This window comes from Lewinellaceae bacterium (genome assembly GCA_020636105.1).
Classification (GTDB): domain Bacteria; phylum Bacteroidota; class Bacteroidia; order Chitinophagales; family Saprospiraceae; genus BCD1.
This window is the reverse complement of sequence record JACJYL010000001.1, coordinates 1,780,911-1,794,218: the sequence shown is the minus strand read 5'-3', so window position 1 is coordinate 1,794,218 and position 13,308 is coordinate 1,780,911. Positions and strand designations below refer to the sequence as shown.

Sequence of the window (13,308 nt, the reverse complement as noted above, 5' to 3'; positions counted from 1 at the left end):
ATGGAAATTGAGGATCTGACTTAACGATCAAAGACAACTTTCCCCCGCAAGAATGATCTTTTCTCCCTCCCTCCTGGCCGTTACAACCAGTGTTTTTTCTATGATCTTAATAATGGCCTCCAGGGATTTATTTTCAAAAGTGGCGGTGATAAAACAATTGGAGACATCCGAAATATTCATTTCGATTTGTGCATGGAACTTCCGATTCAAAGCATGCACTACGATGTCCAGTTTTTCATTGTCAAAAACCAAGGTATTTGTTTTCCAGGCCAGGAAATTTTCATCTTCATTCGTTTGTTTTATGAGTTGGCGGGAAGCTCTTTCATACACGCCGGTTTCGCCGGCATTGAGGATAATGCTTTGATTCTGGGCTGTCACGGAGACCGTTCCCGACTGCACGATCACTTCGATGTTGGGCTGTCCTTCCCTCGAATCCACATAAAAAGCCGTACCTAATACCTTTACTTCCACTTCTTCGGCTTCAACGATGAAGGGTTTTTCCGGATTTCTTTCTACCTGGAAAAATGCATCTCCTTTCAGTTTAAGTCGGCGTTCTTTTTTGTCGAACTTAGGTTCAACGACCACCGAAGCGTACTGATTGAGGGATACCTGGCTTCCATCCGGCAAGGAGTTTACTGCAACCTGGTTTTGCGTGGACCATACCTGAGCAGAGCGACCCGGCATAAAAAACCAGATCGAAGCGGCTACCAGGACGATAAGGGTCGCGGCAATGCCCAGGTAAAATCCCACCTCACGCCGGGGGGGCATCTGGACCACCTTAGGCGTCTGGAACAATTCATCACTCACCGCTTTCCATTCCCTCTCCACGTCGATGCCAAGTGTGTTGCTTTCGATTCCGCTCAGCATCCAGGCCTGTTTTATTTCATTAAAAGTTCTTTTGTGGTCCGGGGAGGCCAATACCCAGTCCTCCAGTCGCTTCACGTCTGATTCGCCGGCTTGCCCACTGAGATACTTCACGGTGAGTTCAATAAATTCAATATGCTTATTCTCGTCTGTCATTTATTTCAATAATACTACACCTTAATTGCTGTTTACCCTAAGTTAAAATGGTTAAAAAAAATAAATCAGCACCAAAAGGAAAATATAATCTTCCAAATGATGCTTCAGCGTCTTTAAAGCCTTTGACATATGAGCTTCTACTGTTTTAACAGAAATATTCAATTCCTCTGCTATTTCATTGTATTTCATACCTTTATACCTGCTCATTTCAAAAACTATTCTGCATTTTTCAGGTAAGGTTGCCATAGCTTCTACTATTTTGTTTTTGAGTTCCTCCACCGCCAGGTGATCCTCTTCAAAGGCAAATTCGAAATCGTTAATATCCAGATCCAGTACTTTGCTGCGGTATTTTTTCTGATCGCGGATATGATTGAGGCATCGGTTTCGCACAGAAGTGAATAAGTAGGATCTGATTGATTTTTCAGGATTGATGTTCTCGCGATTTTCCCAAAGATTGATGAATACCTTTTGGGTGATGTCCCTGGCACTGTCCTGGTCGGAAATGTATTGATAGGCAAAATGGCACAAATGCTGAAAATGGGTTTTGAACAGTTGTTCAAAATCCTTTTGGGAAAAGCTTGTATTTCGATCCGGGCTTTGCATTTGTTGCGGTAAAAATAATTAAAGTATGTGGAAAAAAAAGGGCTTAATTTTCATCCTCCCGAATAACTCCTTCAACCTCCAGCACCAGTTGTTCCCCATAGGCTAAGGAAGGCGTTTGAAACCCTGATTTTAACTTTCCGTTCAAAACCTTTTGTACAATGAGTAAGCTACTTAGTACCGTAAGGGTATAACCGTTGGGGGTAATTAAACGCGCTCTTTTTATATCTCCCCTCTCATTTTTTGCGGCTCCCCATACAAAAGTCTCGGAAGAGGAGCGTTCTTCAGTGGTGGGTCCGGCAGGGCCTTTTTGCAATCTCGACAAGGCCATTTTTTTAACCAATGGCATGCCCAGCAGCCAGTTGAAATACTTCTGCAACCTGATCCATTTGTATTGATTGGGATTAATTCCTGAGTAAGTGACAATATCCGGAATTCCGGTGGAATGGAAGGCGGTAGATACATCGCCCCAGGGAATAGACATAAAAAACATTTTTTTACCCCTGAAAGACTTCCACAACGTTTTGTGCCCGAGGGGAACGATCTCAATCTTGCCGTTCCTGCGCTCTGCCGATCCTTTTCCGAGATTGACGACAGCCGTTGAGGCGGTTCCTTTTGACCAACCTGCTTTCCCAATTCCCGCAAACCCTAATTCCAGTGAGGTGGCATCGGGAAGTTGTTTTTTCAGGTATTGTCCCAAACAATCGGTGGGTACCACATCAAAACCTACCCCGGGCATGAGCATGATTCCCGCTTTTTTGGCGGCAGCATCCAGATGATGAGCATATTCGAAAATTTCAATCTCCCCCGTAATGTCAAGGTAATGGGTTTGGGTACGTAAACAGGCTTGCATCATAGGACGGGCCGTAAATTTGAAGGGACCGGCACAATGCAAAATAACGGTAATATCGGACAGAGCAGCATCCAGTGTTTTTTCATCCTCCAGATCGAATATTTTAAAATCGAATCCCAGATGATCTGCAAGGGGTTTGATTTTGGCTTCGTTTCTTCCGGCGAGAATGGGTTTAAAACCAAGAGCAGCAGCTTCTTCGGCGATCAATTTTCCGGTATATCCGCTCGCTCCGTATATCATAAATTGCATGATTGTCGTTTTTAAGGTAATTTAGTGGTGAAACGTCAAATTTAGAATAAAAATCAAAGGCATTGAAATTTTTCTTTTAAATCACTTCGATCCGGTCCTAAAAGAATGAAGATTAAGTAATTAGGGCTGAAAAACATCAAAATTTAATGCTAAAAGAAAGGGTTAACAGGTCGTTAACAATTATTGATTGCCTATTAACAGGATAGAATAAATCAATTAGTAACTTTGCATTTGAAAATGATTGTTTAATTTTGCAATCCATTTAATTAATTAAAAAATAATACACAATGTTCAAGCAATTAAAATTCCCTTTATTAGCGGTTTTTATGGTAGCCTTCTTAGGCAGCTGCCAGCAAGGAAATCAGGATGTTCGTAATGCAGCTCGTGAAGATGTTGCGACCAACTCAGTACAGCCTCAGAGTGTGGATCCTTCTGCCGTTCAGGAGCCTGCTGTTCCTGCGGGACCAACAACTTCTATCGAGTTTGAAGAAACCACTTTTGATTTCGGAACAGTAGATGAAGGTGAAAAAGTTTCGCACACTTTCAAGTTCAAAAACACAGGAAATGAGCCTCTGATCTTCAGCAACGCTAAAGGAAGCTGCGGATGTACTGTTCCAACGTGGCCAAGAGAGCCTATCGCTGTAGGAGCTACCGGAATCGTTTCTGTTGAGTTCAACTCTAAGAACAAAAAAGGAAAGCGTAACCAAAAAGTTACCCTTACCGGTAACACCAATCCTCCGCAAACTTTCATTTACCTGACCGGTAATGTGAATCCTGCTGAAGGTGGTGAAGGAGCTGAAAAACCACAAATTCAGGTTTCTCAGTAATTGGGAGCATTTTGATAAAAAATATTAAAGCCTGTGAGTATAACCGCTCATGGGCTTTTTTATTTTGAGAATATTTGATACTATTGTGCTGGCGTGGCAATTAGGAGAGGATGCGTGGATTACGAAACTGGGTTCATGGACAAAAATAAACGAATATTGAATTATATTCTTTTGCCACGGCCTTTTTGGTTTTGATTTAGTAACCACCGAATTTTGGTGAGGTGCAGCGTCCCGGCATCGTATGCCGAGGACAGGCTACCGCAATATTTGTTGTAAAAATGCCCCAAAATAATCAAAGGTGCCGCGCACCGCAACCTAAATTTAATTCAAGGAGATAACGTTGCGGTGCGCTGCACCTTGAATTCTCTTTTCTCTTGTTTGGTGACAAAGATTAAGGTGCTCTGCACCTGATTGTTTTCGGCGGTTAAATATTCAAAACCAATAAGGTCGGCGTAGCTGATTCTTGAAGTTTTATCCGTTTAAAATTGTCCTGTTACTAAGTGCTCAGGATGTCGCTGCACTCCATGTGAGGAGGAATGTTTTGAACTGAATGCTATTAAAAGGGTTCTTTTTCGTCAGTCGAAACCCTTAACACGAAATTCGAATAAATTATTTAAGCATATATGAAGCAATATTTTTCCCTGATCAAATTCAGTCATACTATTTTTGCACTGCCTTTTGCGTTGCTCGGCTTTTTCCTTGCATACCTGAAACTGGGCTACTTTTTCAGCCTGCGGAATTTTGGTTTTGTGATCCTTTGTATGATATTTGCCAGAAGTGCCGCCATGGCTTTTAACAGATTCCTGGACAGGGACATAGACAAGGTCAATCCCCGGACACAAAATCGGGAAATCCCTGCCGGGGTCATTTCCTCCAGGTCAGCTTTGACCTTTGTCATTTTGAGCAGCCTCTTTTTTATCGCCACCACCTGGCTGATCAACCCGCTGGTATTCAAACTTTCACCCGTGGCACTGGTGGTTGTGCTGGGCTACAGCTATACCAAACGGTTCACCTACCTCTGCCATTTTGTTTTAGGGGCAGGGCTGGGTCTCGCTCCCATCGGAGCCTACCTTGCTGCCGGCGGCGGTTTTGATCTCATCCCTATCGTCCTATCCTTTTCCGTTTTATTTTGGGTATCCGGGTTTGATATTATTTATGCCCTCCAGGATGAGTCCTTTGATAAGGAAAATAAGTTAAATTCTATCCCTGCCGCCCTGGGAAAGGCTAAAGCCCTAAGGTTATCGGAAATATTACACGTGATCAGTGGTCTGCTGATCATCGCGGCGGCCTATTTGCTACAACAGACTTATCCTGAATTTGGATGGATGACCTGGGTGGCAACGGCTGTATTTGTTTTCATGCTAATTTACCAGCACTCCATTGTAAAACCCGACGATCTCAGCCGGGTCAACCTGGCGTTTTTCACCACGAACGGCATCGCCAGTCTCGTTTTCGGCACTCTGATGATCCTTGACATTTTTGTATAACGTTTTGGCTAATCCGTTTTTTAAATCAGAAAAAAATGTATTTTTGTAAGTAACATACAATCATAGGCCCAAAACTTAGCAACGAATACTTCTACTACACGGGACATAAAAAGATCATGGGTAAACACACAATTCTCGCAATCCTTGCGTTGCTTTGCTTTGCAGTAAACCTCCCCGCACAAAAAAGCAAATTAAAAAAGGCGCAAAAGTTTATGGAATCGCTCAACTACAGCGAGGCCATAGATGTATATCTGGACATTCTGGAAAAAGATGACCTTCCGGAAATAAAGACTGCATTGGCCAATGCCTATGTGAAAAATAAAGATTACGTCGCGGCTGAAACCTGGTTCAGCCAGATCATCAACCTTCCGGAAACGGATGCCTCTAATTATTTTCAATACGGCAAAGTATTGCTTCACAACGGGAAATGCGATACGGCCCAGCAAGTCTTCAATCAATTTCTGAAGCTCAAACCCTATGACCTGCGCAAACCAACCCTCAAGGATGTCTGTGGGTTCTCCAGGCAGCTCGAGGCCAAAGCATCAGACTACGAGTTGTCTGATTTGAATATCAATAATTATTTCAACGAGGCCCTTGCTCCTGCTTTTTATAAAAACGGCATCGTTTTCGGAGCGGTCAAACCACTGGACAGCCTGGGCAACAAGGATCCTTTCAACCTGTTTTTCGTCGATTACCAGGAATCGGCCGGCCAATTGACCTTCGGCCCACCCAAAAAATTCACGATCGATCTCGACAATATTCCCAATCGTGCCATTGCCACCTTTACCGCTGATCAAAAAGAAATTTACCTTACCCAAAACCAGGCAGATGCCACCAACAGCGGAGTGATCCGACTGGAAATTGTGTTCTCCATCAATTACGAAAACGGGGAATGGAGCAACCTGCTGCCTTTGCCCTTTAACAACGCAGCCTATTCAGTTGCCCACCCTTCCCTTTCCCCGGACGGCAACCGCCTCTTCTTTTCTTCAGATATGCCGGGCGGATTCGGCGGTAAGGACATTTACGTGACTTCCTGGGAAAACGGACAGTGGCAGAACCCCATAAACCTGGGGCCTACAGTCAATACAGATGGGGATGAACTGTACCCTTTTTATCACTCCAACAGCAAATTGTATTTCTCCTCTGATGGCCATCTCGGCATGGGTGGACAGGATATTTTTGTGGTCACGGAGAATGAAAACGGCCTTTGGGAAAATGTGGAAAATATTGGTGCACCCGTCAATTCTTCTTTTGACGATTTCGGCATCATCGTTAGCGAGGATGAATCCAATGGCTTTTTCACCACCAACAGAAAGGGAGTTGACCGGATCTTCCATTACAAACACAATTCTGAAAAAACATTCTGGATGGCTGCTGTGGATGAAGAAAGTGAGCTGATTCTTTCCGATTTTAACCTCATGGCAAGATCCGAAAACGTAGTCATCGAAAAAACTTCTGACCGGTTTTACAACATCAGCCTCTTGAAAAATGACTGTTTCGATATTTACAGCGATAAGCCAAAATACAAACAGGATAAAATCCGGCTTTGCAACAAAGACATTACTCCGGGGGATACTTTGTACTTCCTCATGCAAAAGGAACCGCAACTCGTTTCCCGTATCGAAGGCACCGTCATTGACCAGTTTTCAGGTATGCCGGTTGCCAATACCCTGCTGTTATTAAACAATACAAATACCGGGTTTGTCCGCGAATTCCAATCTAATGCTGATGGTCATTTCATGATAGATCTGCCGGGAGATTTCTGCTATGGGCTCAAGGCCAGAAAGGACGACTTTTTTACCAAAAAAATAGACCAGACATACTGCGTCGAGTCACAGGAAGTCCGTACTTTTTTGATCGACATCTATATGCAGCCTTTCAAACGAACTGCAGAGGCGGAACCGCAGTTGCTCACTTCCAAAACGGGCGAAAAAGCCTTTGAGATCAGTAAAAAAGTGTACGAAGAGGATAACTCTGTAGCTTATTTGCTCAATATTTATTACGATTCAGGCCGGGCAAGCGTGCGAAAAGAAGGCATAATTGAGTTGGAAAAATTACTCGCATTACTCCAGGAGAACCCGGATATCATTGTAGAGATCAGTTCCCATACCGACTCCAAAGGCTCCAGCACTGTAAACGAAAAATTGTCGCAGCGAAGGGCCCATGCTATCGTTCAATACCTTATCAACAAAGGCATCAGCCCGAAACGCCTGGTCGCCATCGGTTACGGGGAAACCAAACCGGTCAATCATTGTGTTGACGGCGTCGACTGTAGCGAAGAAGAATACCAAATGAATCGGAGAACGGAGTTTCGGGTGCTGGGGGAATTGGGAAACTAGATGAGGCTGGTTGCTGGTTGCTCGTTGCTTGTTGCTCGTTACCGAGGTGACATCTTCGCCGGGCTGGCTTCAAGGGCTGGCTTAAGGTGTCGTCTCGGGCAAATTACTGGATACTTGTTGCTGGTTGCTCGTTACTTGTTGCGTTACCGAGGTACATCTTCGCCGGGCTGGCTTCAAGGGCTGGCTTAAGGTGTCGTCTCGGGCAAATTACTGGTTACTTGTTGCTCGTTGCTGGTTACTTGTTGTAAAATTTCGATACCTCCCTTACTGCGTCAGCTACCGTATATACATAAATTTTCTATAGGGGTAAAATAAAATACAACCCATTCCAGGGTTGCCTGCAGATATTGTTTTAACACAGCATTTCGCCGGGCTGGCTCTAAGGGCTGGCTTAAGGTGTCGTCTCGGGCAAATTACTGGATACTTGTTGCTGGTTGCTCGTTACTTGTTGCGTTACCGAGGTGACATCTTCGCCGGGCTGGCTTCAAGGGCTGGCTTAAGGTGTCGTCTCGGGCAAATTACTGGTTACTTGTTGCTCGTTGCTGGTTACTTGTTGTAAAATTTCGATACCTCCCTTACTGCGTCAGCTACCGTATATACATAAATTTTCTATAGGGGTAAAATAAAATACAACCCATTCCAGGGTTGCCTGCAGATATTGTTTTAACACAGCATTTCATACTGTGTTAATTGAGATTCATCCCCGTTGGGGATTTTGGATTTTTTACAGGATGATTCAATTAATTCGTTTCTCATTGCTAAAATACATTCCCGAAAGGGAATCAACCTGCCTGCCTGCCGGCAGGTATTAATGGCAATGGATGTAATCCATTGATAAAAAGCACATATCTGGCAACCCTGCCTTGCAAAGCCGGCGGCAGACAGGCCTGGAATGGGTTGAATAATACCTGCATTCCTGCAAGCATTTATGGATATACAGTAGACTGCTTCAGTAGACAGGTTCGTTATTCGGTATTCGACATTTGCTCCAGACTCTTTATTTTCCGCTCCGTTGCCATGTCACTTTGCTCTATATTCTGCGATTCTGGCCAGAAGCTGGTTACCGGGGTCATCTTCGCCACTATAATAACCCGGCATTGTTGGTTGAAGCCCCGGATTTTAGTAAATTCGCTGCTTAAATCACTCAAAAAATGAAACTCATCTCCTATTTTTCTTTTTCGCTCCTGGCCCTGGCCACAGGCTGCACAGCACAAGGGCCCATTTCCGGAACCATTAACAATGCTCATAACGACGAATGGACGCCAATGGTTTACCTGATTATGCCCCTCAACATGGATGAGGTGGCCACCGCATTCACCGGGGAGGTCATTGATTCTGCTGCGGTGGAGCCGGAGGGCAGTTTTACCTTTGAAAATATGCCGAAAGTATCCGGTCCGACCCTGTTCGAACTGGCTGTCCAGAAAAAAGGAGCGCGCTATTTTAACCGGCTGGACAATGACGACCTACCCCATTCCAACTATTTCCCTATCATTTGGGAAAACGGAGAAAACATTACTTTGACGGCCGATATGACACACTTCCAGAGCAGTTTTTCCATCAAGGATCCTTCCCCTGCCAATGGGGAATTGCTAAAGTTGCGGGACATCCGACTGGAAGCGTTTCGACAATTCCTGGATAAGGATCATTCCGAATCACACGATGCGGAACAACTCATGGATGAAGAAGCGGCTTTGCTGAACTTCCAAAAACAATTGATACATTTTGCCAATTCTACCAATTACTTTCTTCCGGCGATCACTGCCATCCGCTGGGTAAGCCCCGGAAACGATTACGAAAGGGTGCCGGAATTCCTGGTTTCCCAATGCGAAAAATGGCAAAAAACCGTCCCGGACCATCCATGGGTGAATCAACTTTGCAGCAAAGGAAACCGGGATCAATTACCCGTGCTCGTAGGCGACCAGGTGCCGGATACTCCCCTGCCCATGGCCTCCGGCGATACCACCAACCTGCATGCTCTACTGGGAAGCCGCCTGACAGTTCTGGATATGTGGGCTTCCTGGTGTGCGCCTTGCCGGAAGGAAAACCGCAACATTTTGGTTCCCTTGTGGGATAGTTACCATGAAAAAGGATTCCAGGTAATAGCTTACGGGCTGGAGGCAAGTGAAGGAGCCTGGAAAAACGCCATAGAAAAAGACGGGACCACCCGCTGGCCCAACGCCTCCCACCTGATGGGCGACGATGCTCCATTCATGGAAAGGCTTCGCATCCAAACCATCCCCGCAAATTTCATCCTGGATGCCGATGGAAAGGTCATTGCCAAGAATATTCACGGGCAGGAACTGATGGAATTTGTGGAAGGGTATTTGAAACGATAGGCCCCGGATTGAAACCCTTTTTTCACAAAAATAATCTCAGGATAATGAACACCCGATTCAGTTCGACATGTTCAAGTATTGAATCATTAATTTTCAAGATACCAGGACAGAAATAATAACAAACATCCCAAAAGCTAAAGTTCATCGTTAAATTATCGTGCATTGTGTTTACATACAAATTTTATTTACTTTTAACCAAAGTTGTAAACGGATTAAAATGTTGTTAACTTTACGTAGGCAATAATTCGATGATTCAATGATGAAATGATACAGTGATTCAATGTTATATTTTTTCATTCAATCCTTGTATCCCTAAGCAATTGAATCATTTCATCATCGAATCATTGTATCATTCAAAAAAGATCTACATTTCCAAGTAAATTTTAAATTTCAACTATGAAAATTCTAAAAATTGCCCTGCTCTCCGTCCTAGCACTTGCTTTTACGGTGCCTGCTTCCGGGCAAACCTTCAAAAGTTTATTACGAACCGCCAATACACAATATGACCTACATGCCTATAACTTGGCTGTCGGTTCATACAAGGCGGCACTTGACAAAAAATCAGACGATACTGAAGCCAAGTCTAAACTGGCGGATTGTTACCGCAGGCTAAACCAAATGGAGGAGGCTGCTACCATTTTCGCCGATGTTTGCCGGGATAAGGATGTGGACAAAATATTTATTTTGATGTACGGACATGTACTCAAAGCCCTCGGAAAATACGATGTGGCCAAACAATGGTATTTATTGTATGCCCGGGATGAGGATGCCGTCATTGGCAATCACTTTGCCCAGAGCTGCGACTTTGCCAAAACGCAGTTGGGGGTCACTTCTTCCTATACGGTAACCAATGAATTCATCAACACTTCCGCTTCGGATTTTGGCGCCGCTTATTATGGGAAGCAGCAAGTCATTTATGCTTCTTCCCGGACGGACATTTACCGTTCTTCGTCCTCCTGGACGGGCAAAGCCAATAACCAGCTTTTTATAGCAAGTATTGGATCCAGCGGTTACCTGGAATCTCCTATTTTCCTGAAAAGTAATGAAACCAATGCTTATAATGAAGGCCCGCTTTCTTTTTCACCTGATGGAAAAAGAGTGGCTTTTACCAAAAATAACTTTGTGGACGGCACCCGGCAAATTCCTGCCACGGGGCTGGAATTGAGTATCTATACCGCGGATATCTCCTCCAATGGTGACTGGACCAATGTGGTAAGTTTTCCTTTTAACGGTTCCGGGTATTCCACAGGTTATCCTGCTTTTTCGCCTGATGGCAATGCCCTTTATTTTGCCTCTGACCGTCCTGACGGTTTTGGTGGATTTGACATTTATGTGTCCTACAAATCAGCCAACTCATGGAGCGCCCCGCAAAACCTCGGCCCGGTGGTGAATTCCCCGGGGGATGAAATTACTCCGTATTTCGACGGGAGTATGCTGTACTTCTCTTCCGACTGGCATCAAGGGCTTGGCGGGATGGACGTTTTTCGCGCAGAGGAAACTTCTGGTCGTTGGACCAAAATTTTCCACCTGGGCAATGCCATCAACTCCTCCTATGATGATTATGGATACATTTATGATACTTTCCGCAATGTTGGATACCTGACTTCCAACCGGCTCAACGGTCGCGGGAACGAGGATATTTACCGCGTAAACCGATCAGCAGACTATGTGGTCATTCGAATTACCAATGCGGTAGATGGTTCTCCGGTGCCCAATGCCCTGGTTGATTTCAGTAATTGTGGAGAACAGGTTTATCAGGCTGACGAAAGAGGTATTTATAGTTTCCAGGCTGTTCAGGGCCTTTCCTGTAATCTGATTATTAAAAAGGACGGATACCAGAGTACCACACTTCAAATTTCCACCCTTGGCACCAATACCAGCAGAACTTATGATGTATCCATGAGTAGAGTAGGGGAGGCCTATGCCGGAAGAATTATCAATTATACCACGAACCAACCCGTTCCGGGGGTGGTGGTTTCGGCAACCAATCAGGCGACAGGAAGTACCGCCCAGGTACAAAGTGATGCGAGCGGGAACTACTTCCTCTCGCTTAGTCCGTATTCAACCTATGTGCTTCGTTTTTCAAAACAAGCCTACCAGGATTTGAATGTTACCGTAAGGACCGAAGATGGTTTTGACCGCAGTATTTTAGGCGTGATCTCCTTCCTGCCGACTTCTGCAAGTACAGGCTTTGGCGAGGATCCTTACGTGGATACCACGCCTGATGGGCCAGTACAACCAGCGGAGACTATTGAGAGTGGATTTGCTGTTCAGATTGCCGCCATCAAGACTCCTGAAATTGAACTTTACCAGGGGCTAAGTGACCTTGGAACCGTTTATGCCAGGGAAATTGACGGCTTATACAAAGTCCGTGTAGGTACTTTTACCAGCCGTGATGAAGCGACCAAAGCACTTAATGCCATCAAAGCAAGAGGCTACAAAGGTCCGTTTATTGTTACAGAAGATGGCGTTTCCGGCATCAAAGGAGTAAGCGACAATTCAGGTACTCCGGGTACACCCAATTACGGGGATGCCATCGGCCGGTACAAAGTACAATTGGCTGCTTATACCAATACCAAATGGTTCGATGATTCCCAGATAAAAGATCTTGGGGTTATTGAAGAGCGAATTAAGGGAAAATATACCGTAAAATACCTTGCTGGTTTTGATAGTCTTGGTGAAGCAAATGTGGCTTTAGGCAAAGCCAAATCGGCTGGTTTTAAAGCGGCTTTCGTGGTAGAAGACGTTAATGGAGAATTGAAAAAAGTGAAATAGTACCGTCTAATTTATCTCAAAACATGAGTCATCCCGAATTTTCAAAAACTGTCTGAAATAGAAATTTTTTGATTATTTGAAGTATTTTTTAAATGTAAAATGTAAAACAAGGAATTTAAAATGTAAAAGTAAGTGGGCAAAAGGTTCGGGTTTTGGAAAAAAGTCATTTTTTGTCGCAAAACACCTAACCCACGACCCAAACACTTCTAAATTTTGCGGTTACTTGTTTTAAATTTTGCGGTTTATTTCTTTTGTAAAAGAAAAATCCCGAATTTAATCTGATTAGATGAAATTCGGGATGACTCATGTTTTATTCTGGCCAATCGATCTTTTCATCATCCAAAAAATCAGGGATCCATTGTATTTCGGAAACTATCCCATTATCCAGCCAAAAATTGAGGCCGTAATCATCGGTAGCAAGTAATTCGTGAGAAGGATTTTCCGCCGAAGAGAGATCCTCGTACTCCAGGTCAGTGATGTCCAATTTCAACAAGGTTGCCTTGAGCGCTTCCTGGGTCAACCCTATGACAGGCATGCCTTCCAGGAGATAGTCTTCCCCTGTAACCGACAAGGTTACCAGCCGCCAGTCATCCTCTTCGTCGAAACTGGCCGATAACTCGAGTTCATCATAATGCCAAAGTTCTGCAATATCATCATCGCCACCGGTATAAGAAAACATTTCTTTTTCACCGGGTTCTCCCAGGATGGCCTCCACCTGATCACGAGTCATCCCGAACTTGATGGAACCTAAACCGATTCCGGGTTGAATATTTTTATTAGATTTTGTCATTGAATTTATAGATTTATAATAGATAAAATTGT

9 protein-coding genes are annotated in these 13,308 nt (G+C 44.2%); 5 read left to right on the top strand and 4 right to left on the bottom strand.

The annotated features are described in order from the left end of the window. Nucleotides 1-27 precede the first annotated feature (27 nt). Genes H6571_06600 through H6571_06590 form a run of 3 tightly spaced genes read right to left on the bottom strand, consistent with a single transcriptional unit; the run spans nt 28 to nt 2,725 of the window. Nucleotides 28-1,020, bottom strand: coding sequence for a FecR domain-containing protein (locus H6571_06600; GenBank protein ID MCB9323395.1), 993 nt, complete (start codon nt 1,018-1,020; stop codon nt 28-30). Nucleotides 1,021-1,071: 51 nt separating this feature from the next. Continuing rightward, nucleotides 1,072-1,623, bottom strand: a complete 552-nt coding sequence (locus tag H6571_06595; GenBank protein ID MCB9323394.1) for an RNA polymerase sigma-70 factor — start codon at nt 1,621-1,623, stop codon at nt 1,072-1,074. 43 nt (nt 1,624-1,666) lie between these two features. Further along, nucleotides 1,667-2,725 carry a saccharopine dehydrogenase NADP-binding domain-containing protein gene (locus H6571_06590; protein MCB9323393.1) on the bottom strand — a complete coding sequence of 353 codons (1,059 nt, stop codon included), beginning with the start codon at nt 2,723-2,725 and terminating at the stop codon, nt 1,667-1,669. Between the two features lie 284 nt (nt 2,726-3,009). On the opposite strand from H6571_06590, the gene H6571_06585 reads away from it, so the two are divergent. The 5 genes from H6571_06585 (at nt 3,010) to H6571_06565 (ending at nt 12,486) form a co-directional block, all read left to right on the top strand. Next, entirely contained in the window at nt 3,010-3,549 is a 540-nt protein-coding gene (locus H6571_06585; GenBank protein MCB9323392.1) for a DUF1573 domain-containing protein, read from the top strand. Nucleotides 3,550-4,172: 623 nt separating this feature from the next. Further along, nucleotides 4,173-5,036, top strand: a complete 864-nt coding sequence (locus tag H6571_06580; GenBank protein MCB9323391.1) for a UbiA family prenyltransferase — start codon at nt 4,173-4,175, stop codon at nt 5,034-5,036. Nucleotides 5,037-5,248: 212 nt separating this feature from the next. Next, nucleotides 5,249-7,375 carry an OmpA family protein gene (locus H6571_06575; protein MCB9323390.1) on the top strand — a complete coding sequence of 709 codons (2,127 nt, stop codon included), beginning with the start codon at nt 5,249-5,251 and terminating at the stop codon, nt 7,373-7,375. A 1,151-nt stretch (nt 7,376-8,526) separates the two neighbouring features. After that, on the top strand, nt 8,527-9,711 hold the full coding sequence (locus tag H6571_06570; protein MCB9323389.1) for a TlpA family protein disulfide reductase: 1,185 nt from the start codon (nt 8,527-8,529) through the stop codon (nt 9,709-9,711). A 396-nt stretch (nt 9,712-10,107) separates the two neighbouring features. Continuing rightward, nucleotides 10,108-12,486, top strand: a complete 2,379-nt coding sequence (locus tag H6571_06565; protein ID MCB9323388.1) for a PD40 domain-containing protein — start codon at nt 10,108-10,110, stop codon at nt 12,484-12,486. Between the two features lie 310 nt (nt 12,487-12,796). Here H6571_06565 and H6571_06560 read toward each other — a convergent pair whose 3' ends face one another. Further along, nucleotides 12,797-13,276 (bottom strand): hypothetical protein, encoded by a 480-nt coding sequence (locus tag H6571_06560; protein ID MCB9323387.1) that lies wholly within the window; start codon nt 13,274-13,276, stop codon nt 12,797-12,799. Nucleotides 13,277-13,308: the final 32 nt, after the last annotated feature.